A 21,165-nucleotide genomic window follows, 5' to 3' on the forward strand; every position below is an offset into this window, starting at 1 on the left:
TAGTCTAAAATGATTTGTAAATGAAGTATTTTCAACTAGGAGTAATAGTATTTACAAGTTTTATGTTTTTATGTTCTTGTAAGAAAGCAGAAGACAGTGGGGTAGATAGTAGTAGTATTTCACATCCTTTGGTAGTTAATGGAGATGTGAATGAATCTAAAGTTTTATTCGATTATTTACCAGGAACTTCTTCAAACGAAGTTGTAAAGCACAAACACTACACGTTATCCTATAGTGAGCAAGCGGAACAGGCAGAATGGCTAGCTTATGAATTGAAAAAGGAATATGTTACCAATAGAGATTATAAAAGGCCTTATTTTATTGCGGATCCTAAAGTTTTAACTTTCTCTGCTGATTGGAGAAATTATAAGAATTCAGGATATGATAAAGGTCATTTGTGCCCTGCTGCAGACATGGAGTTTGATGAAGAGGCTTTTAGTGATACTTTTTACACATCTAATATTTCTCCTCAAGATCGTGACTTTAATAGTGGAATTTGGAACAGACTCGAACAAAAAGTTCGTTATTGGGCTGTCAAGTATAACGGTGTGTATGTTGTAACCGGAGGTGTTTTGAAGAATTCAACCAGAACAATTGGTAAAGAAAAAGTAATTGTTCCTGATTCTTTTTACAAGATTGTTTTAAATATTTCTAATGAGAAGCCTAAAATGGTTGCTTTTTTAATTCCAAATGAACGAAGTGAAAAGCCGCTATATAGTTTTATAGTTTCTGTAGATAGAATTGAGGAATTGACTGGAATTGACTTTTTCCCTAAACTGGAAGACGAATTAGAGAACAGCTTAGAGAAAAACACCGATTTTAGCGCTTGGATTTTTAATTAAAAATTAGTTTTGAGTTGTAGTTAGACTACCATTCGTTTACTTTATTAGCATCCATTTTAAGGAAAATAAACAGTAAAATAGTAAATCCCCACAGTCCGGATCCTCCATAAGAGAAGAAAGGCAATGGAACTCCAATAGTAGGGAAGATACCAACTACCATCGCTATATTTACAAAGAAATGCGTAAATAAAATTCCTGCCACACAATAGCCGTAAACTCTACTGAATTTAGTTTTTTGCCTTTCAGCCAAGTAGATCACTCTAAGAAACAAACTTACAAACAATCCTATTACGACAATAGAGCCCGCAAAACCCCATTCTTCACCAACGGTAGTAAAGATATAATCCGTATGTTGTTCTGGTACAAATCCACCTTTAGTTTGAGTTCCTTCAAGGAAACCTCTTCCTAGCCATCCACCTGAGCCAATCGCGATCTCAGATTGATTGGTATTGTATCCAACACCTTTTAAATCTACTGTTTTACCTAATAAGATATTAAAACGGTCTCTATGGTGTTGTTTAAATACGTTTTCAAAAACATAATTTACTGACAAAACAAAACCAGAAATCAATACAAAAAGAATGCTGCTCAAAACGATATTTCTGTCTCCTAATCTTGATTTAAAGTGAACGAGCAAGAGTGTTATTAGTGCTATTAAAATGACATATTGTGGTTCTAAAACTAATGACAGTACAAATAAAGTAATTGTGCTAAATCCTGTCCACACATACCATGCTGGTAGTCCTTCACGATAGAGTACAATGATGAAAATACTGTAGATTAAGGCGCTTCCAGGGTCTGGTTGTGGTAGAATAAGTAAAACAGGTAAAAATACAATTGCCAGCGCTTGTATCTGACGATTTGTTTCTTTTAGATTAATTTGAGAGTCGCTTAAAAATTTGGCTAAAGCCAAAGAGGTCGCTGCTTTGGCGAATTCAGAGGGTTGTATGGTGAAACTTCCAATAGCGTACCAGCATCGTTGACCTGCTATTGTTTTACCAAAGAGAAAAAGACCCGCTAATGTTATCAAAGAGCCAATAAAGATAATACTTGCATATTTTTCATAAAATTTACCGTCAATGGCGAGTATTATGAAAATCAATGGAATAGTCAATAATATAAATATTAGCTGTTTCTGGTAGGTTTCATCTATAGAAGACAAGGAGGATGAGTAGATGTTTAACCAGCCCATTATCACAAGTGCACTATAAATTAATATACAGGTCCAGTCAAGATTTTTCTTTATGCTTTGATTTTTCATTGGAAATGAATCTCTTTTTAATTTTGAGTAGTCGTGTCCTTACGAGTAAAGTTGCTAAACTCATTATTTTTGATACTAATGTCTTTAGGGGTAGTTTCGATAGCCTCTGCTGCTTTCATTCCACCCATTTTTGCATATTCATCACGCAAACTTATGTTTAGAATTCTTGTTTCTAAGTCAATTCTTGTGATCTTTTTTCTTAGGTATTTTTCGATCATTAAACTGGCGATTGGTCCAGCAATTGTAGCACCGAATCCACCATTTTCTACCAGTACTGCAATCGCAATTTTCGGATTATCCTTAGGGGCGAAAGCCACAAAAATAGAATGGTCTTTAAGTTGAACTCTTTTTCCGCCTATCTTAGCGAAATTTTCTGCAGTACCTGTTTTTCCTGCAATATCGATGCCTTCTACACGTAGTGATCTAGCTGTACCAACGTTGTACACGTCAAATAAACCGCTGATCAGAGGCTTGAAATGCTTTTTGTCAATTGTAGTTTGATGCTTTACCTTAAATTTCGGATCTATTTGCTCCCCCTTGATTTTTTTAATCATATGAGGAGTGTAGTAATAACCTTCATTAGCAACTGTAGCCATCATACTGGCGAGTTGAATAGGTGTCATAAGCACTTCTCCCTGTCCGATTGAGTTTGAAACAATCGTGGTGCCTCGCCAACCTCCATTAGGATAAATTCGCTTGTAAGTTTTTGAATCTGGAATATTTCCTCTTTTTCCAGTAGGTAAATCGTACCCCATAAACTGTCCGAGACCAAAACTTTTTAGATGATTACTCCATACATCAACGGCATATGAAGGTTTGACATATTTACTTATGATACGCATGTAGGTCTGTGCAAAGTAAGTGTTGCAAGAATTGTAAATTCCATTATGAAGTTGTTGACTAGGAGCATGTGCATGGCATTTCATAAAGCGGCCTCTTGCGTAGCTGAATCCATTGTAACAAGTATATGTAGTTTGCTCATTGATGACTCCTTCTTGCAGTCCTATTAGTCCAGTTAAAATCTTAAAAGGAGAGCCCGGCGGATATTCAGCCAATAGTCCTCTGTCATACAGTGGTTTTGCGATAGAATCGTAATATAGTAAGGTATAATTTTTAGAGCGCTGTCTCCCAACCAAAATCGACGGATCGTATGATGGTGCTGTTATTAGTGATAAAATCTCTCCGGTTTTAGGTTCGATAGCGACAATACCACCTCTTTTATTTATCATTAATTGCTCACCGTACCTTTGTAAATCAGCATCTAGTGTAAGGTTTATGTCTTCTCCTTGTACTGCAATAGTATCGTATTTACCGTTTTTGTAGGAACCTATTTCACGGTTGTATTTATCTTTTTGAATGTATTTTACTCCTTTAATACCACGTAAAATTTCCTCATAGCTTTGCTCAACTCCTTGTACTCCTATTAAGTCACCGCTTTTATAGTAAGAGTTCTTTTCTATTGTTTTTTCGTTTACTTCTGTTATGCCTCCAAAAATATTAGCTCCAAAATCAACTTCATAATCACGAAGTGAACGTTTTTGAAAATAGAAACCTTCGAATTTTCTGATTTTTTCTTGAAATGCTGCAAATTCACTCTTGTTTAATTGAGCTAGAAAGACTGAGGGCAGTCGTGGGCTATATACTTTAGCTTTCGCTATTTTTTCAATGTAGTCCTCCTTTGTGATATTCAACAACTGACAAAACTCTAATGTGTCGATGTTTTTTAACTCTCGGGGAATTACCATGATGTCGTAAGATGCCTGATTTGATACTAACAGCTTTCCATAACGATCAAAAATATAACCTCTTTCGGGATAGTCGTATTTTATTTTGATAGCGTTATTCTCTGACTTTAATTTGAAAGTATCGTTGATAACTTGCAAATAGAAAATTCGGATTAGTAGCAATGATGCTGCAACAATAATTAAGGAAGGCAGCAGAATTTTTCTCATCGTTTGTTAGGCTTAATAAGGTATATTATAATAATGCAAAGGATAACTGTAAAGATAGTGCTTAAGAGAGCACGTATTAAGATATCCAGAAAGAAACTTACTTGAAAAGCTTCTATTATAAACAGGGTAAAGTGATGAATAACAACAGACAGTAATATAAAAGAGAATCGTTCTGGTGTTAATACGTCGTTTAGTTTTATGGTTTGGTATTCGTAACTGATACCAAATGAAAATTTAAATAGATACGGTCTAAGGTAGGCTAATGTTAAACAGGCAGTGGCATGTACTCCTCCTGAATTAGAAAAGATATCCATTGTGAGACCTAATAAAAAACTAGCGAATAAAAGACCTGTTTTGTTTCCGTTAACAGGATACAAAATGATAAATAGGATGTAAGGAAGCGGCATTACAAATCCTAAAAAATTCATGTTATTAAAAATAACTATCTGGACGGCTAGTAATAAAATGAACCGAAAAATATTGACTAACAATGTGCTATTCATTTTTCTTTACTTTTTCTAAATTATTAAGTTCGTCTCGGTATCTGCTTTTTAGAATATAAACATGACCTAAATTTGTCATATCATTAAAAAGCTTAATGTCTAAAGTATAATAGTTGGTTTTATTATCGATGTATATTTTTTCAATCGTTCCAATATTGATGTTTTCCGGAAAAATTACAGATTGACCACCAGTGACGATCGTATCTCCTTTTCTAACGGATGCTAGTCTTGGAACATCTATTAACTGAACAAAACCAGTGCTTTTTCCATTCCAGATTAAAGAACCAAAATGATTTGATTTTTTAATTTTGGCGTTAATTTGTGATTTTACATTCAAAATACTTACCACAGTGGAATATCTCGGCGAAGTATTGTCGATGACTCCCACTAATCCTAAATTATTTATCACTCCCATGTCAGATTTTACGCCTTGTAATTTACCGGAGTTCAAAGTAAGGTAGTTCTCGTGAACATTGTAAGAGTTGTGAATCACCTTAGAAACGACAATATCGTAAGGTTGGGTTTCCTTAGTTTTTTCTAATTTTGTAATCGAAATCGAGTCGGTAGTAGCAAATAAAATACTTTTTAGCCTAGCATTTTCAATGGCCAAAGCATCATTTTGTGTTTTCAAATTCAAATATTCACTCACATTGTTGATCTTTTCATAGACTCCGCCGCTTAAAATATTAGCGGAGCTTATGATTTTACTTTTGTGGTAGGAGTGCGCTTGTATCGTCAGAAAAAACGAAATGGATAATAACAGCAAAAACAGTATACGATTACTGTTTTTGAATATAAAATTAAATATTTGCTGCATTCTCTAGTATAATTATTTTGTTTCAGGTTTTGCTTCTAACGGAATTCTCGAGTGTCTTATTTTATTAAGATACTTTTAAATTTCGCTAGGTTTTTAAGCGCCATTCCTGTTCCGCGAACTACTGCTCTTAATGGGTCTTCTGCAATATAAACAGGTAAATCTGTTTTTTGAGAAATTCTTTTGTCTAATCCACGCAACATAGAACCACCACCAGCAAGGTAGATACCTGTATTATAAATATCTGCAGCTAATTCTGGAGGAGTTTGAGACAAGGTTTCCATAACCGCGTCCTCGATCCTTTGAATTGATTTGTCTAATGCTTTAGCGATTTCTCTATAAGAAACATCAACTTGTTTTGGTTTACCGGTAAGTAAATCTCTTCCTTGAACAGACATGTCTTCTGGAGGAGTTTCTAGATCTTCAATAGCGGCTCCAATTTGGATTTTTATTTTTTCAGCGGTACTTTCTCCCACAAATAGATTGTGTTGGGTACGCATATAATACACGATGTCGTTTGTGAAAACGTCACCTGCAATTTTCACAGATTTGTCACATACGATTCCACCAAGTGCGATTACAGCGATTTCAGTTGTTCCTCCTCCAATATCTACAATCATATTTCCCTTAGGTTGCATAATATCGATACCGATACCAATTGCTGCAGCCATAGGTTCATGAATTAAGTAAACTTCTTTACCATTCACTCTTTCACAAGATTCTTTTACGGCTCTCATTTCAACCTCAGTAATTCCAGAAGGAATACAAACTACCATTCTAAGAGCGGGAGTAAACATTCTTTTCTTTAAGGCAGGAATGCTTTTTATGAATAAACTGATCATTTTTTCTGAAGCATCAAAATCGGCAATTACACCATCTTTCAAAGGCCTTATTGTCTTAATGTTTTCATGTGTCTTACCCTGCATCAAGTTGGCTTCTTTACCAACTGCAATGATTTTACCAGAGATTCTATCTCTAGCAACTATTGATGGGCTGTCAATTACTACTTTATCATTATGTATGATTAAAGTGTTAGCGGTACCAAGATCTATCGCAATATCCTCGGTCATGAAATCAAAAAATCCCATAAGTTTTTCAGGGGTTTAAAAAGTTAAAAATTAGGAGCGTACAAAGTTAAACAAATTAATGCTTAAAATGACGAGTTCCCGTAAATACCATTGCAAGTTTATTCTCGTTGCAATAGTCGATGCTTAATTGGTCTTTTATAGATCCGCCTGGTTGAATAACTGCTGTTATTCCAGCGTTTTTTGCAATTTCTACACAGTCAGGGAAAGGGAAGAAAGCATCGCTAGCCATCACGGCTCCATTTAAATCAAAACCAAATGTTTTTGCTTTTTCAATTGCTTGAAGTAAAGCATCAACTCTTGACGTTTGTCCTGTTCCAGATGAAATAAGTGTTCCATTTTTTGCAAATACAATAGTGTTAGACTTTGTATTTTTACAAATTTTAGAAGCAAATAGTAGATCTTGAATTTCTTGTGTTGTCGGAGTTGTTGTAGTAACGGTCGTTAAACCTTCTTTATTGTCGGTAATGTTATTTCTTTCTTGAATTAAAAGTCCGTTTAAACAAGATCTAACTTGTTTATTAGGTAATTCTACTTCGTTTTGAATTAAGATAATTCTATTTTTCTTTTCCTGTAGGATTTCAAGTGCTGCTGCATCATATTCAGGTGCAATAACTACTTCACAAAACAATTTGTTTATTTCAGTTGCTGCTGCAACATCTATTTTTGTATTCGAAATTAATACACCGCCAAAAGCCGATGTTGGATCGCAAGCTAAAGCGGCATTGTAAGCATCACTAATAGTAGTTCTTGTAGCTAAGCCGCAAGCATTATTGTGTTTTAATATAGCAAAAGTAGGAGCGTCATTTTTGAATTCGGCAATTAAATTCACTGCAGCATCTACATCTAATAAATTGTTGTATGACAATTCTTTTCCATGAACTTTGTTGAACATTGCTTCGAAATCACCAAAGTAAAAACCTTTTTGATGTGGATTTTCGCCATATCTTAATACCTGACCTTCTGCGATACTTGCTTTATAAACAGTTTCATCTGTGTTGAAATAGTTAAAAATAGCACTGTCATAGTGAGATGAAACGTGAAAAGCTTTTGTTGCAAGTAATTTTCTGTCGGCAAGAGATGTTGCGCCATCCTGATTTGTGATCAAATCTAAAAGGGTGCTATATTGATCAACAGAGGCAACTATAACGGTGTCTTTGAAGTTTTTTGCAGCAGCACGAATTAAAGAAATTCCACCGATATCAATTTTTTCAATAATATCAGCTTCACTTGCTCCAGAAGCTACCGTTTTTTCGAAAGGATATAAATCAACGATTACTAAATCAATTTGCGGAATATTAAACTCCTGCATTTGTTGAACATCACTTTCATTGTCTTGACGGTTTAATATACCTCCAAAAACTTTTGGATGCAATGTCTTTACTCTTCCGCCTAGGATTGAAGGGTAAGAAGTAACATCTTCAACAGGTACTACAGGAATACCTAAGTTTTTTATAAAATCTTCAGTTCCGCCTGTAGAATATAAAATCACATTTTGAGAATGTAATTTTCTAACTATCGGTTCTAAACCTTCTTTTGAAAATACTGAAATTAATGCTGATTGAATCTTTTTAGTTGTGTTCATTATGTAGTTCTAGTTATAAAGTGCAAAAATAGTTTTTTTTTGATTATAAATTTATATGAAGTGTTGTAACATTGTCTTAAAAAATCATACCAACTTGTAGTGTACTTTATTATTTGGATTTCGAATAATATTTGCAGATTTTTACAATAAAACAAAAAAGACTTTATGCTAGTATATCTCCGATTATTGAAAGAAAGTTTTGCCTTTGCTATGAATGCACTGCGAAGTAATATATTGCGAACTTTACTTTCTCTGCTGGGTGTAACTATTGGTATTTTCTCAATAATAGCAGTGCTTGCCGCAGTAGATTCATTGGATAGAAAGATTACTAAAGATTTAAGTAGTTTAGATAAAAACACTATTTATTTGATGAAGTTTTCTTTTGGACCTTCTGAAGTTCCAAAATGGAAAAGAGAGCAGTTTCCTAACATCAAGTACGATGAATATACGTATATGAAAGGTGCGATGACAAATACGGAGGAATTAGGCTACCAAATTTTCACGAAACGTGAAACGATAAAATACGACTCTAAGACAGTAAGTGATGTTAATATGGTTCCTGTATCTTATGAATTTATCGATATTCAAGGGCTTGAGTTTGAAAAAGGAAGGTTTTATAATGAATCCGAAGCTAATTCAGGAGCTAAAGTTATTGTTTTGGGTAGCGAAATTGCAAAATCACTTTTTGATGCAGTAGATCCAATTGGGAAAAATGTTAGGGTATATGGCCAGCGTTTTTCGGTAATTGGAGTCCTAAAAAAACAAGGTGCAGGGCTATTTGGAGATAGTGATGATACTTCGGCTTTTATTCCAGTCAATTTTCTTAGGCAGCTGTATGGAGATAATAATGAGTCTTTAGTAAACGTGATTGTTTTGAAACCCAATAAGGGCGTTGATATGGATGCTTATAGAGCTGAAATTTCGCAAAAACTTAGAGCGTATAGAGGGGTTAAAGCAGGTGAAATAGATAATTTTTTTATAAATGTATTCTCCGGTTTTACTGATTTAATTGATGGAATCATCTTAAATATGAAATTTGGTGGGTGGATGATTAGTGGTTTTTCACTTTTAGTGGGTGGTTTTGGTATTGCTAATATTATGTTTGTTTCGGTAAAGGAACGAACGAATTTAATTGGTATTCAAAAATCATTGGGAGCCAAAAATCGTTTTATCTTATTCCAATTTTTATTTGAGGCGGTTATTCTGTCTGTTATTGGAGGAATGATTGGCTTGTTTTTAGTTTGGATTATTGCAGTGGTGTTGACCAATGTTTTAGATTTCGAATTTGTTCTAGGAATGGGAAATATTCTTTTGGGTACGCTACTAGCAGGACTGATTGGTTTAATTTCTGGAATTCTGCCTGCAATTACGGCTTCAAAATTAGATCCTGTGGAAGCGATTAGGACGGGAATGTAATTGATGATTAGCATAGTTTTTAATTTATTTTTTTTGGATCAATAGAATTTAAAAAATTCATTTATTATATTCTTAACAAACAAAGACAGTCTTTTTTGTAGATTTGATATTCAATTAAAACTAAAAATATGACAGCAATAAAAGCATATGCAGCATACGACACAGAAACTCCATTAAGACCGTACACTTTTGAAAGAGATGAGCTTGCGAAAAATGAAGTTCAAATAGAAATACTTTATAGTGGTGTTTGTCACTCAGATATTCACACTGCAAAGGGAGATTGGGGACCAGCTATTTATCCTTTAGTACCAGGTCATGAAATTGTAGGTAAAATTACAGCAGTAGGTAGTGAAGTTACTAAGTTTAAAGTAGGAGAATTAGCAGGCGTAGGTTGTTTTGTTGATTCTTGTAGAACTTGTCCTAGTTGTAAAGCAGGTGATGAGCAGCTTTGTGACGAAGGAATGACCGGAACTTACAATAGCTATGAAAGAGGTACAACGACGCCTACTTACGGAGGTTATTCTACAAGTATCACCGTTGATGAAAATTACATTTTACATATTTCCGATAAATTAGAGCTCTCAGGAGTCGCTCCTTTATTATGTGCAGGAATTACAACTTATTCTCCGTTACGTTATTTAAAAGTAGGTAAAGGACATAAAGTAGGAGTTCTTGGTTTAGGTGGTTTAGGTCATATGGCCGTTAAATTTGCAGCGTCATTTGGTGCCGAGGTAACGATGTTAAGTCATTCTCCTTCTAAAGAAGCGGATGCTAAGAAATTAGGAGCGCATCATTTTGCATTAACTTCTGATGCTGAAGTAATGAAATCATTGGCAAATAAATTTGATGTTATTCTAAACACGGTCTCTGCTGACCACGATTATAATGCCTATTTAAATTTGTTGAATACAAATGGAACTATGATAATTGTAGGAGTTCCAAGTAAGCCAGCTGAAATACCTGCGATGACATTAATCATGAAACGTAGAAGTATAATGGGAAGTTTGATTGGTGGAATTGCCGAAACACAAGAGATGCTAGACTATTGTGCTGAACACGACATAACTTCAGATGTGGAAGTAATCAATATGGATTATATCAATGAAGCTTATGATCGAATGAATAAAAGCGATGTGAAATACCGTTTTGTAATTGATATGGCATCTTTAAAATAAAAGTTAGAACTTTTTGACTTTTGATAGATATAAAAAAATCCCAAGAAGCAATTCTTGGGATTTTTTGGTTTAGGTAGTTTTAAAACTATCTAATATCATTATTTTGAATCAAATCGATATACAAGTTAATCTTGTCTTTCAATTCTTTTCTTGGCGTGATAAAGTCTAAGAAACCATGCTCTAAAAGAAATTCAGCAGTTTGAAAACCTTCAGGTAAATCTTTACCCGTAGTGTCTCTTACAACTCTAGGTCCTGCGAATCCAATTAATGCTCCTGGCTCAGAAATATTGATGTCTCCTAACATTGCATAAGATGCAGTTGTTCCTCCCGTAGTTGGATCTGTACATAAAGAGATGTAAGGGATTTTTTCCTCCGCAAGCTGGGCAAGTTTTACCGATGTTTTTGCTAATTGCATCAAAGAATAAGCAGCTTCCATCATTCTCGCTCCACCTGATTTTGAAATCATTACAAATGGAACTCTGTTTTTGATAGAATAATCGATTCCTCTTGATATTTTTTCACCTACTACAGCTCCCATAGATCCACCAATAAAGGCAAAATCCATACAGCAAACTACAACTTCACGACCTTTGGATTTCCCAACTCCAGTACGCACAGCGTCTTTTAGTTTGGTTTTTTCCATAACGTCTTTAAGCCTGTCTGCGTATTTCTTTGTGTCAACAAAGTTCAACGGGTCTTTAGAAGTTAAGTTTTTATCTAATTCAACAAATTCATTATTGTCAAATAAGATTTCGAAATAAGTACTACTACCAATTCGAACATGGAAACCGTCTTCAGGACTTACAAATAAATTGCGTTCCAACTCATCGGCATCAATAATTTTTCCTGTAGGAGACTTGTACCATAGACCTTTTGGAACATCCATTTTGTCTTCGGTCGCAGTTGTGATTCCTTTTTCTTTTCTTTTAAACCAAGCCATATTTAATAGTTATGAGTTTTGCGTTAAAAGTTATGCGTTGTAAAATAGAAAGAATGCTTCTACTTTATAACTCATAATTCTTAATTTTATAGTGTATTCACGTTGTTCAAGTCAGCAAATGCTTGCTCTAGTCTTGCGTTGAAAGTCATTTCACTTTCACGGATCCATTTTCTTGGATCGTAGTATTTTTTGTTTGGAATATCAGAACCTTCTGGGTTACCAATTTGAGTTTTCAAATAATCGATATTTTTAACCATGTAATCACGGATACCTTCAGTAAATGCAAATTGCAAGTCAGTATCGATGTTCATTTTGATTACTCCGTAGCTAATTCCTTCTCTGATTTCTTCAAGAGTAGAACCTGATCCACCGTGGAAAACAAAATCAACTGGATTGTGTCCTGTGTTGAATTTCTTTTGAACGAAATCTTGTGAGTTTTTCAAAATTACTGGAGTCAATTTCACATTACCTGGTTTGTAAACACCATGTACGTTTCCAAAAGCAGCAGCAATAGTGAATCTTGGGCTTATTTTAGATAATTCTTCATAAGCATAAGCTACTTCTTCTGGCTGTGTGTATAATTTAGAACTATCTACGTCAGAGTTGTCAACACCATCTTCTTCACCACCTGTAATCCCAAGTTCGATTTCTAATGTCATTCCCATTTTGCTCATTCTAGCTAAGTATCCTTTGCAAATTTCAATGTTCTCTTCGATTGGCTCTTCAGACAAGTCAATCATATGCGAACTGTATAATGGTTTTCCAGTTGCAGCAAAATGTTCTTCTGAAGCATCTAATAATCCGTCAATCCAAGGTAAAAGTTTTTTAGCACAGTGGTCAGTATGTAAAATCACTGTAGCTCCGTATGCTTCTGCTAAGGCATGGATGTGTTTTGCGCCTGCAATACCTCCAGCGATAGCTGCTTTTTCATTAGCATTAGAAAGTCCTTTTCCAGCGTTAAACTGCGCTCCTCCATTAGAAAATTGAATAATAACAGGTGCGTTTAATTTTGCAGCAGTTTCAAGAACTCCATTTATAGTGCTAGAACCAGTAACGTTTACTGCAGGTAAAGCAAAGCCTTTTTCTTTCGCATAATTGAAAATTTCTTGTACTTGATCTCCTGTAGCTACTCCCGGTTTGATGTTATGTCCCATTTTAAATTGTTTTTGTTGGTTTTTTTTATTTTTAGTTCAAGACTGCAAAAATAAGAATTAAATAGCATTAGAACGGGTAATTTATTCCAAAATTTAAAACAGAGTTCCCGAAATTGTATTCTCTAAACCATTTTTCGTCCGTTTCATTAGCAGGATTATAGGTTTTGAATCCAAAATCAAATCGGATAACAAAGAAGTTTAGATCATATCGCAATCCGAATCCAGTTCCCAAAGCGATGTCTTTGAGGCTTCTAAAACCAGTGAAAGTTGACTTCTCATCAGTCACATTATCGTAAACATTCCAGATATTTCCGGCGTCTGCAAAAAGCGCTCCCTTTAAATCTCCTAAAAGTTTAAATCTGAATTCTGCACTTAATGCAATTTTCATGTTTGCTTCGTTAAAATCATCTTTTGCGCCACTGCTTCCAGGACCTAAACTATAGGGTTGCCAAGCTCTATTATCATTAGAACCTCCAGAGAAATAACTTCTTGAAAATGGAATGTAATCAGAATTTCCAAATGGGATTGCGATTCCAAAGAAAGATCGAACTGCAAATACTTTCTCTCTTGTCAAATCCCAATGTTTAATATAGTCAAACTCTGTTTTGATATATTCTGAATACTCTAGACCGAAAAGTTCAAATTTTCCGTTTTTATTTTCAGCTTGGTTTGTTGTATTCGAAATTAAAGATAATAGTGAACCTGCGGATTCGATTTTTGTTTTAAAAAGATAGAAAGTGTTGTCAGTCAGATCAGTTTTTGTTGATTTTGTAAAGGTATAACTGGTTGCTAGAATAAAATCATTTTCGGTTAGTCTCAATCTTCGCTCTTCAATACTTTTTACATCGGCATAATCCCTATCTGCAGAAGTCAATGGCGTATTCCCAGATAGTACATCGCTAATAAATCCTCTTGTTCCTGTTTCAATTATTAAATCTCGATCTGTGTCGTTATTAAAATAGCTAGGGTTTGTGTTGTATATTTTTCCAATTTCATTCAAGGCTTTGTAGGACGAACCGTAAACATTAAAGTAGTTTTGCGGATTTAAATTTTGTACAAATTGAGCGTTGAAAAGGTCAAAACGAGCGGTGTTGTTTTTCTTTGGAGTCCAGTTGTAGGTAAATGCGCCCGTAAAATTTTGTTTGTCTAATCCAATATTTCTTTGTCTGGCAAATCCAATAGCCATCAAGGTAGAAGGAATCATGCGTTTCTTAATTATTTTTTCGGTAGAGAAAGGCATGAAAATTCTTGGGACATTCAACTTTAAGTCCACTCCATATTCTGAAACATTAAAAAATTGATTGTTTGGGTTGGCTAAATCTTTGGAAGATCCAATGTTTCCACGCACCGAAACTTCCAATGTTTCAGCACCGTTAAACACATTCCGAATCGTTTCTGAAATGCTTAAAGCGACTCCGATGTCTTGAATATTAGAATGGGTAACATCCAGAGAAGTTCCAAAACTATATTTTTTTCTTGGCGTTAAATATATTTTTGCAATTAACGAACTGTATGTAGTATCTCTTGTGTCAATTTCATATTGAACACTTGGATAATTGAATATTTTAAGATTATTCAAATATCGGGTGGTCAGAATAGTTTTATTATCAGCAAAAAGCCCACCTTTAGTAATGAAAATGGCATCTGTAATAGCATGTGGCTTGTATTTTAATTTATCATGGCTGTATAAATTAAAGTTTTTATATGTTACACTATCCGTAATGGGTTGATTGCTTTTATTGGACGAATAGTCTGTGTAGATGTTTACATCGCTTATTTTATACATTTTAAAAGGCTCCGTTCTTGTTGAGTCTTTATCCTGAAAAGAATAATCTTTGATGATTAAATTTACACCAGCCTTATCTCCTTTTTGAATTGTATCAATATCAAAATTCACATAGGTAGGCTGAAAATAATAGACGCCATTATTCCTGAAATGATTAGTTACACGATTTTTTTCATCATTAAAATCAATTGTTTTATATTGATTTCCAGTTTTAATGACGGCGTTAGATTTTATCGTTTCATAAATAGAATCTAATGCGGGGGTAGTAATTGAGGTTTGTATCGTGTCGAGAAAGTAAGGTTTTCCAGTAGCTATTTTATATTTTATTTTGCCTTTTTTATTGCCTAAGGTATCTACTTTGTAATCTGCATCTACATCAAAAAAACCATTATTGAAGTAATAATACTTTAGACGTAAAATTGATTTTTCGGTTTTTGCAGTGTCGATAATTACCGGAGCTTCTCCCGTTCTTTTAAGGAAATCATGAATGCCCTGATACCAAAAAGATTTTCCAAGTCTGTCTACTTGTTTCGCCGAAAGCCATTTTGATTTTCTTTCGTATTTTCCGGGATTGTTAGTGAATTTCGCTTGATACGTTGAATCTGGGTTGAGATTTGCCAAATTGTACAAATGCAAGCGCAAGGGAAAGCCTAATAATAAAGTACTATTTGGTTTTTGATACAATTGATTAAATACGGTTTCGGACTTTGTGGCTTTACCGTTTACTGTAATTTGATTCTTAGTAAGGAGCTGTTTTCCGTCAGGAACTCTTTTTACTGCGTTACAGGCGCAAATAAATATTGCTATTAGAATAAATGCTGCTATTTTTGTAGAAATCTTCTTCAACTGGTATAATATATTTAATTCAAAAGTACATTAATTTATGGTTAGTAAAAACCAAATCAAACTGATAACGAGTTTACAGCAAAAAAAATATAGAATCATCAATAAATTATTTTTTGCCGAAGGGGTAAAGGTAATACAGGAATTGCTAGATTCAAACTTTGAATTGGAGCATTTGTATTCTACGAAACAAGATTTTGAGGAAGTTCAGGCATCTAAGAAAACATTAATTAACGAGGCTGATTTAAAGAAAATTACTGCTTTGGCAACGGCTAATAGCTGTTTGGCAGTTTTTAAAATTCCTGTTGAGAAAAAGATTAAGGAGTCAGGGCTAATTATTGCTTTAGATTCGATACGAGATCCAGGTAATTTAGGAACAATTTTAAGGCTTAGTGACTGGTTTGGTGTTAAAGAGATTGTTTGTTCTAAAGAAACGGTAGATTTATACAATCCAAAAGTGGTTCAGGCGACGATGGGTTCCATCGCTAGAGTTAATGTGAGTCATGTGGATTTGAATGCATTTATTTCGAATACAAATTTGGCTGTTTTTGGCACCTTTATGGACGGCGAAAATATTTATAAAACATCATTACCGCAAGAAGGTATTGTTGTAATGGGCAATGAAGCGAATGGAATTTCTAAGGAGCTTGAAAATTTGATAAAAAACAGACTGTCAATTCCTCGCTTTGGAGAAGTCCAAAAAACAGAAAGTTTAAATGTAGCAACTGCAACTGCGATTATTCTTAGTGAATTTAGAAGGTAGAACTTGCTTTCTAATGAAAGGTAAAGTTAATCAAGACCGCTCTTGTTTTTAGTGATTGAATATCGCCGGTCCAAGGACTATTTACGTCATTGTCTCGAATCAATTCATCGCCAATTCCAAAAACACCTCTAATCGAAGGGGAGAATATGAAATATTCTGAAAAAATATCGATCCCAAAACCTACTTCATAATTTGTTGTCCAAGGTTTTACTCTGAATTTTTGTTCGTAATTATCAGCGATTGCTTTCGAATTACTTGATAGATTCAAAGTAGCAGAAACTCCGCCAACAAGATACGGACGTATGTTTCCTGTCCTAAGGGACGAGAACTTTAATAATAACGGGAAATGAATGTAGGTGCTGTTTACTTCTCTTAGTGCATCTTTTTCACTTGTGAAATTCGGGAAGTACAAATCTCTTTTGGTGTAATAAAGTCCAGGTTCAAATCTTAGATTTATATATTCCTGAAGTTTTAAATCACCTACGATTCCTACATTAAATCCAGTAGTTTTTTTAACTAAAATATCCGGGTCTTCCGTTTTATAGTCAAATTTGAAATCGAAGGAGTTAAATCCTAAAAAATAGCCGTAATAAACTCTTTTCTTTTGAAAGTTTTCTAAATTAATTATAGGATCTTGCCCAAACATGCTTTTTTTAAACTGTGAGTTTCCTTTAATGGACAGAAGAAGTAAAAGTAAGACAACAATTTTTTTCATGTTTGGACTGAATATGCTTCAGTATTAGTTCTTAGATGCCGAATAAATAGTAGCTACTCCAAACGTTTGCGGAAGTGCCTTTACATCTATAAACCCAATTTTTCTCAAAATATTGTTTAAAGCTTCCCCGTAAGGAAATGCCGCCGCCGATTCTGATAAATATTCATAAGCCAAATCGTCTTTGGAGAATAATTTACCAATGATAGGAAGTATGTTTTTGCTGTAAAAATTATATCCTTGTTTATAAGGAGTTTTGTCAGGAACAGAGGTTTCTAATATTACAAAAACGCCGTTTGGTTTTAAAACTCGTAATATTTCTTTCAGTCCTTTTTCAAGTGTCTCGAAATTCCGAACCCCAAAGGCAACTGTTATAGCGTCAAAATAATTATCTTCAAAAGGCATGTTTTCAGAATCTCCTAAAACCATTTCTATAGTATTGGATAGTTTTTTGTCAGCGATTTTTTTTACGCCTACTTCAAGCATTCCTGCTGATATGTCTAAGCCAATGATTTTTGTAGCCTCAGTCTGAGCCATCAAAATAGCTAAGTCTCCGGTTCCTGTTGCGATATCTAATATGGTTTCAGGATTTGATTTTGCAACAATATCTAATACTTTTTTGCGCCACTTTATATCTATTCCAAAAGAAATGACACGATTTAAGTTGTCGTAATTTCCAGAAATAGTATCAAACATTTTTGCAACCTGTTCTTTTTTACCTAAGGTAGAATTTTTATATGGAGTTATGTTTTTTGACATTTTTTGTTTAAGTTTTTACAAATATAATACAATCTATTTTGAACTGTATTCTAGATGTCAAAATAGTAATAAAAAAATAATTAGAAGAGTTTTGGCCTGATTTCTATAGAAATGACTTTAATAATACAGTTTTTTATATTAATTGAAATATCACTAAAAGTGGGTATTGTGTGATGTCTTTTTTATGCCCATTTTTACAGTATAAAATTATAATATTTTTTCAATGATTAAAAGGGAATTTATGATCCAAATCAAGTGGTTGCTTCTTGCGCTAATCATATCACTTGTTCTTGTAAGCGGTTTTGACGGTGCCGTCATTAAAAGCGGTAGTGAAGTAATTGCGCAGCACACGTTCTTAGGGCTGAATTTGTTTTTGGAAATTTTAGTTTTTTTTGTCTTTAGTACCTTTGTGGTATTTGGTGTTAAAGGCTTTTTTGAGATGTATTCTCAAAAAACATCAAATGTTATAATCTTCGTTTCTGGAGTATTTTTAACATTGGTTATTTTTGTATTATGTTATCAAATACTGTTTCAAGAGTAGATCATTTTCTCAATCATTACAAGAAAAACACTCCTTTAATTGGAGTGTTTTTTATTTTCGAACATAAGTTTGATAACTGTAGTCAAATAAATGTTTGTCGTCTTTTGATTGAAATTCAGAATTTACTAATTCCCAGTCTCTCGGATCAATTTCTGGAAAAAAAGCATCTGCTTCAAAGGTGTGATGAACTCGAGTAAGTTCAATCTTGTCTGAAAAAGGAAGTCCTAAATTATAAATTTCTCCTCCCCCAATGATGAATATCGCTTCGTTTGAAGGGCATTTTTCTAACGCTTTTTCCATACTGTTGACTACAATACAACCTTCTGGATTATAATTTTCTTGGTGCGATATTACAATATGTGTTCTGTTAGGTAGTGGTTTTGGAAAACTTTCAAATGTTTTTCTCCCCATAATGATATGATGCCCTGAGGTGAGATTTTTGAATCTCTTGAAATCATTGGGTAAATGCCAAACTAATTCATTGTTTTTTCCAAGTGCATTATTTTCGGATGCCGCCGCAATCATTATAATCATGTTTTTAAGGATTATTTTGAAGGTTCTTCTTCGATATTTGATTGTAATTCAGCTATTTTTTTGGCTTGTAAGGCTACCAGCCTGTCAATTTGATCTCTCTCCCAGTTTTTATTCATAAATCGATCCGTTATGAATACCTTAATGAAGTGTAAAAGAAAGATAAAAAGCCAAGCCGTAATTGCGTACATGTACCAATTAGAATCGATTCCAAAATTAAATAGCTTGGTTGCTACAAACAAAAATAAACTAACTAAAAATAGTAGGACAAAATGAAAATACAACCCTTTTTTTTGTTTTAATCTTTTTCGGGCATATTCATATAGTTCATGTTGCTCTCTTTCCATAAGTTGAATTTTTGATGATAAAGATAAAATTTAATTTGGAAAGTTAGTATTTAGCTTGTGTTATATTTATTAAGAAAACGATTTCTTTTTTATTTAATAAAAGTAAAGTATTATTTAATTAATGAAATAGCTTTTTTTTAACATAGTTTGTTGCATTTTATTAAAACTTTATAGTTTTGTCGCAGTCTTTGTATTATTTACTTTCTTTGTCTTATAATATTAAAAATGAAAGTGTTATGGCTATTAAAAAACAATTTATAAAGACAAAACCGGTTTGTAAAGTTACTTTTTCAGTAGCAGCAAAAGAAGCCGATGAAGTTGCAGTTGTAGGAGATTTTAACAATTGGAATCCTAAAGAAGGTGCTTTGAATAAATTAAAAAACGGAACTTTCAAAGGCGTTTTTGATCTAGACAAAGATGCCTCTTATGAATTTAAATATTTAATTGACGGTGCCTTTGTAAATGAAACTGAAGCTGATTCTTTTAAGTGGAATGAATTTGCTGGAGCTGAAAATAGTGTTTTAGAGGTTTAAATCTCTAAAACATTTTTCAATTTTTATACAGCCACATTTCCTTTTATAAGAGCATGCGGTTCGTATCCTTCTAGCTTAAAATCATCAAATTCAAATTTGAATATGTCTTTGATATCTGGATTTAATATCATTTTAGGCAATGATTTTGGCTCTCTGGTTAATTGAAGTTGCAGCTGTTCAATATGATTGTTGTAAATGTGGGCATCTCCAAAAGTATGAATAAATTCACCTACTTCTAGATCACAAACCTGAGCAATCATCATAGTAAGCAGGGCATAAGATGCAATATTAAAAGGTACTCCTAAAAATATATCAGCACTGCGTTGGTATAATTGACAAGATAGTTTTCCATCGGCTACATAGAACTGAAAGAATGCGTGGCATGGCGGTAATGCTGCTTTATTGTTGGCTACATTTTCTTCAAATGATTTTGTAGTGTCTGGAAGTACAGATGGATTCCAGGCAGAAACAAGCATTCTACGGCTATTAGGATTGGTTTTTAACTCTGTAATTAAATCTGATATTTGGTCGATTTCTTCACTGTTCCAGTTGCGCCATTGATGACCATAAACAGGTCCTAGATCGCCATTGGCGTCAGCCCAAGCATCCCAGATTTTCACTCCGTTTTCTTGAAGGTATTTAATATTTGTGTCTCCTTTTAAGAACCAAAGCAATTCATAAACAATCGATTTGAAGTGTAATTTCTTAGTAGTTACCATTGGAAAACCTTCGCTTAAGTCAAAACGCATTTGATGTCCGAAAACACTTTTTGTTCCTGTTCCCGTGCGATCTCCTTTTTGACAACCGTTGTCCATAACGTGCTGCACTAAGTCTAAATATTGCTTCATTGATATGTTTATTTGGAAAATTGATAATTAGGTGTTGAATTCACAAACAACCTAAATTGTGATTAAACAACTAAGATTCTCTTTTGGAAATTTCGTCTCTTATTTTTGCCGCTTTCTCATAATCCTCGTGTTGAACAGCCTGATCAAGTAGTTCACTTAATTCCTGAAGACTGTATTTAATATAAACTCGGCCAGATTGATTGCTTTCTTTTTCATTGCCAAAAGTTTCTGGGTTTGAAAGAATGTCATCTATTTCTTGTGAGTCTTTATCTGTTTCTTGGGAGTTTGCTTTTAGATAAATACCAGCTTTGTCTAGAATGTTTTTATACGTAAAGATAGGAGCATTAAATCGCAATGCTAGTGCTATAGCATCGGATGTGCGGGCGTCTATTATTTCTTCAATTTTATCTCTTTCGCAGATAATGCTAGAATAAAATACTCCGTCCACAAGTTTATGAATGATTACTTGTTTAACAGTAATGTCGAATCGCTCTGCGAAATTTTTAAATAAATCGTGGGTTAAGGGACGAGGGGGCTTAATTTCTTTCTCTAAGGCTATTGCAATAGATTGTGCTTCAAAAGCGCCTATGACAATTGGTAGTTTTCTTTCGCCATCAACTTCGTTCAAAATTAGAGCGTAGGCTCCATTTTGTGTTTGGCTGTATGAAATTCCTTTTATCGATAATTTAACTAAGCTCATAATTAATAAAATGAAAAGTACAAAGTACCTAATTTAAAGATTTATTATTTGGGGTAAAATTTTGGTGCAATTTTA

Annotated in this window: 21 protein-coding genes; 6 read left to right on the forward strand and 15 right to left on the reverse strand. The window is 33.8% G+C overall.

Features of this window, described 5'->3' with window-relative positions:
* Positions 1-20 precede the first annotated feature (20 nt).
* On the forward strand, positions 21-842 hold the full coding sequence (locus tag E0F98_RS11930) for a DNA/RNA non-specific endonuclease (protein ID WP_243699240.1): 822 nt from the start codon (positions 21-23) through the stop codon (positions 840-842).
* 25 nt (positions 843-867) lie between these two features.
* Here E0F98_RS11930 and rodA read toward each other — a convergent pair whose 3' ends face one another.
* From rodA to purH, 6 genes are read right to left on the reverse strand one after another with little or no spacing between them, the layout of a single operon-like run.
* Entirely contained in the window at positions 868-2,103 is a 1,236-nt protein-coding gene (gene rodA / locus E0F98_RS11935) for a rod shape-determining protein RodA (protein ID WP_132111754.1), read from the reverse strand.
* Positions 2,104-2,120: 17 nt separating this feature from the next.
* Entirely contained in the window at positions 2,121-4,055 is a 1,935-nt protein-coding gene (mrdA, locus tag E0F98_RS11940) for a penicillin-binding protein 2 (protein ID WP_132111756.1), read from the reverse strand.
* Positions 4,052-4,558 carry a rod shape-determining protein MreD gene (locus E0F98_RS11945; RefSeq protein ID WP_132111758.1) on the reverse strand — a complete coding sequence of 169 codons (507 nt, stop codon included), beginning with the start codon at positions 4,556-4,558 and terminating at the stop codon, positions 4,052-4,054. Before E0F98_RS11945 ends, mrdA begins: the two co-directional genes overlap by 4 nt.
* A complete protein-coding gene (gene mreC / locus E0F98_RS11950) occupies positions 4,551-5,375 on the reverse strand; it encodes a rod shape-determining protein MreC (RefSeq protein ID WP_132111760.1) in 825 nt (274 codons plus the stop codon). Before mreC ends, E0F98_RS11945 begins: the two co-directional genes overlap by 8 nt.
* A gap of 56 nt (positions 5,376-5,431) precedes the next feature.
* Complete coding sequence (locus tag E0F98_RS11955) at positions 5,432-6,460, reverse strand: rod shape-determining protein (protein ID WP_132111762.1); 1,029 nt, start codon at positions 6,458-6,460, stop codon at positions 5,432-5,434.
* Positions 6,461-6,515: 55 nt separating this feature from the next.
* Entirely contained in the window at positions 6,516-8,042 is a 1,527-nt protein-coding gene (gene purH / locus E0F98_RS11960) for a bifunctional phosphoribosylaminoimidazolecarboxamide formyltransferase/IMP cyclohydrolase (protein ID WP_132111764.1), read from the reverse strand.
* A 165-nt stretch (positions 8,043-8,207) separates the two neighbouring features.
* On the opposite strand from purH, the gene E0F98_RS11965 reads away from it, so the two are divergent.
* Positions 8,208-9,458: an ABC transporter permease gene (locus E0F98_RS11965; RefSeq protein WP_132111766.1), complete on the forward strand. Its 1,251-nt coding sequence runs from the start codon at positions 8,208-8,210 to the stop codon at positions 9,456-9,458.
* Between the two features lie 128 nt (positions 9,459-9,586).
* Positions 9,587-10,633: an NAD(P)-dependent alcohol dehydrogenase gene (locus E0F98_RS11970; RefSeq protein WP_132111768.1), complete on the forward strand. Its 1,047-nt coding sequence runs from the start codon at positions 9,587-9,589 to the stop codon at positions 10,631-10,633.
* An 85-nt stretch (positions 10,634-10,718) separates the two neighbouring features.
* Here E0F98_RS11970 and accD read toward each other — a convergent pair whose 3' ends face one another.
* The 3 genes from accD to tamL form a co-directional block, all read right to left on the reverse strand.
* Entirely contained in the window at positions 10,719-11,573 is an 855-nt protein-coding gene (gene accD / locus E0F98_RS11975; RefSeq protein WP_132111770.1) for an acetyl-CoA carboxylase, carboxyltransferase subunit beta, read from the reverse strand.
* A gap of 86 nt (positions 11,574-11,659) precedes the next feature.
* On the reverse strand, positions 11,660-12,727 hold the full coding sequence (fbaA, locus tag E0F98_RS11980; protein ID WP_132111772.1) for a class II fructose-bisphosphate aldolase: 1,068 nt from the start codon (positions 12,725-12,727) through the stop codon (positions 11,660-11,662).
* 67 nt (positions 12,728-12,794) lie between these two features.
* The gene (gene tamL / locus E0F98_RS11985) at positions 12,795-15,359 is read right to left on the reverse strand and encodes a translocation and assembly module lipoprotein TamL (protein ID WP_132111774.1); all 2,565 of its coding nucleotides are present in this window, start codon (positions 15,357-15,359) and stop codon (positions 12,795-12,797) included.
* Between the two features lie 37 nt (positions 15,360-15,396).
* Here tamL and E0F98_RS11990 point away from each other — a divergent pair, with 37 nt between their 5' ends.
* Positions 15,397-16,119 (forward strand): TrmH family RNA methyltransferase, encoded by a 723-nt coding sequence (locus E0F98_RS11990; RefSeq protein ID WP_132111776.1) that lies wholly within the window; start codon positions 15,397-15,399, stop codon positions 16,117-16,119.
* 10 nt (positions 16,120-16,129) lie between these two features.
* Here E0F98_RS11990 and porT read toward each other — a convergent pair whose 3' ends face one another.
* Both porT and ubiE read right to left on the reverse strand, forming a co-directional pair.
* The gene (porT, locus tag E0F98_RS11995; RefSeq protein WP_132111778.1) at positions 16,130-16,834 is read right to left on the reverse strand and encodes a type IX secretion/gliding motility protein PorT/SprT; all 705 of its coding nucleotides are present in this window, start codon (positions 16,832-16,834) and stop codon (positions 16,130-16,132) included.
* A 24-nt stretch (positions 16,835-16,858) separates the two neighbouring features.
* A complete protein-coding gene (ubiE, locus tag E0F98_RS12000) occupies positions 16,859-17,590 on the reverse strand; it encodes a bifunctional demethylmenaquinone methyltransferase/2-methoxy-6-polyprenyl-1,4-benzoquinol methylase UbiE (protein WP_132111780.1) in 732 nt (243 codons plus the stop codon).
* A gap of 241 nt (positions 17,591-17,831) precedes the next feature.
* Here ubiE and E0F98_RS12005 point away from each other — a divergent pair, with 241 nt between their 5' ends.
* Positions 17,832-18,131 (forward strand): hypothetical protein, encoded by a 300-nt coding sequence (locus E0F98_RS12005; RefSeq protein WP_132111782.1) that lies wholly within the window; start codon positions 17,832-17,834, stop codon positions 18,129-18,131.
* Between the two features lie 51 nt (positions 18,132-18,182).
* On the opposite strand, the gene E0F98_RS12010 is transcribed toward E0F98_RS12005, so the two are convergent.
* A complete protein-coding gene (locus E0F98_RS12010; RefSeq protein WP_132111784.1) occupies positions 18,183-18,665 on the reverse strand; it encodes a dihydrofolate reductase in 483 nt (160 codons plus the stop codon).
* 11 nt (positions 18,666-18,676) lie between these two features.
* Positions 18,677-19,009, reverse strand: coding sequence for a 2TM domain-containing protein (locus E0F98_RS12015; RefSeq protein WP_132111786.1), 333 nt, complete (start codon positions 19,007-19,009; stop codon positions 18,677-18,679).
* Between the two features lie 236 nt (positions 19,010-19,245).
* Here E0F98_RS12015 and E0F98_RS12020 point away from each other — a divergent pair, with 236 nt between their 5' ends.
* Positions 19,246-19,542, forward strand: coding sequence for an isoamylase early set domain-containing protein (locus E0F98_RS12020; RefSeq protein ID WP_132111788.1), 297 nt, complete (start codon positions 19,246-19,248; stop codon positions 19,540-19,542).
* Positions 19,543-19,565: 23 nt separating this feature from the next.
* On the opposite strand, the gene E0F98_RS12025 is transcribed toward E0F98_RS12020, so the two are convergent.
* Together E0F98_RS12025 and E0F98_RS12030 are read right to left on the reverse strand one after the other, a co-directional pair.
* Positions 19,566-20,390 (reverse strand): thymidylate synthase, encoded by an 825-nt coding sequence (locus E0F98_RS12025; RefSeq protein ID WP_132111790.1) that lies wholly within the window; start codon positions 20,388-20,390, stop codon positions 19,566-19,568.
* Positions 20,391-20,460: 70 nt separating this feature from the next.
* Entirely contained in the window at positions 20,461-21,090 is a 630-nt protein-coding gene (locus E0F98_RS12030) for a bifunctional nuclease family protein (RefSeq protein ID WP_132111792.1), read from the reverse strand.
* Positions 21,091-21,165: the final 75 nt, after the last annotated feature.

This window comes from Flavobacterium hiemivividum, from assembly GCF_004349145.1.
Classification (GTDB): Bacteria; Bacteroidota; Bacteroidia; order Flavobacteriales; family Flavobacteriaceae; genus Flavobacterium; species Flavobacterium hiemivividum.

Coding starts and splice junctions, on each gene's coding strand:
- E0F98_RS11930 (WP_243699240.1), top strand. CDS start 21: ATGAAGTATTTTCAACTAGGAGTAATAGTATTTACAAGTTTTATGTTT.
- rodA (WP_132111754.1), bottom strand. CDS start 2,103: ATGAAAAATCAAAGCATAAAGAAAAATCTTGACTGGACCTGTATATTA.
- mrdA (WP_132111756.1), bottom strand. CDS start 4,055: ATGAGAAAAATTCTGCTGCCTTCCTTAATTATTGTTGCAGCATCATTG.
- E0F98_RS11945 (WP_132111758.1), bottom strand. CDS start 4,558: ATGAATAGCACATTGTTAGTCAATATTTTTCGGTTCATTTTATTACTA.
- mreC (WP_132111760.1), bottom strand. CDS start 5,375: ATGCAGCAAATATTTAATTTTATATTCAAAAACAGTAATCGTATACTG.
- E0F98_RS11955 (WP_132111762.1), bottom strand. CDS start 6,460: ATGGGATTTTTTGATTTCATGACCGAGGATATTGCGATAGATCTTGGT.
- purH (WP_132111764.1), bottom strand. CDS start 8,042: ATGAACACAACTAAAAAGATTCAATCAGCATTAATTTCAGTATTTTCA.
- E0F98_RS11965 (WP_132111766.1), top strand. CDS start 8,208: ATGCTAGTATATCTCCGATTATTGAAAGAAAGTTTTGCCTTTGCTATG.
- E0F98_RS11970 (WP_132111768.1), top strand. CDS start 9,587: ATGACAGCAATAAAAGCATATGCAGCATACGACACAGAAACTCCATTA.
- accD (WP_132111770.1), bottom strand. CDS start 11,573: ATGGCTTGGTTTAAAAGAAAAGAAAAAGGAATCACAACTGCGACCGAA.
- fbaA (WP_132111772.1), bottom strand. CDS start 12,727: ATGGGACATAACATCAAACCGGGAGTAGCTACAGGAGATCAAGTACAA.
- E0F98_RS11990 (WP_132111776.1), top strand. CDS start 15,397: ATGGTTAGTAAAAACCAAATCAAACTGATAACGAGTTTACAGCAAAAA.
- porT (WP_132111778.1), bottom strand. CDS start 16,834: ATGAAAAAAATTGTTGTCTTACTTTTACTTCTTCTGTCCATTAAAGGA.
- ubiE (WP_132111780.1), bottom strand. CDS start 17,590: ATGTCAAAAAACATAACTCCATATAAAAATTCTACCTTAGGTAAAAAA.
- E0F98_RS12005 (WP_132111782.1), top strand. CDS start 17,832: ATGATCCAAATCAAGTGGTTGCTTCTTGCGCTAATCATATCACTTGTT.
- E0F98_RS12010 (WP_132111784.1), bottom strand. CDS start 18,665: ATGATTATAATGATTGCGGCGGCATCCGAAAATAATGCACTTGGAAAA.
- E0F98_RS12015 (WP_132111786.1), bottom strand. CDS start 19,009: ATGGAAAGAGAGCAACATGAACTATATGAATATGCCCGAAAAAGATTA.
- E0F98_RS12020 (WP_132111788.1), top strand. CDS start 19,246: ATGGCTATTAAAAAACAATTTATAAAGACAAAACCGGTTTGTAAAGTT.
- E0F98_RS12025 (WP_132111790.1), bottom strand. CDS start 20,390: ATGAAGCAATATTTAGACTTAGTGCAGCACGTTATGGACAACGGTTGT.
- E0F98_RS12030 (WP_132111792.1), bottom strand. CDS start 21,090: ATGAGCTTAGTTAAATTATCGATAAAAGGAATTTCATACAGCCAAACA.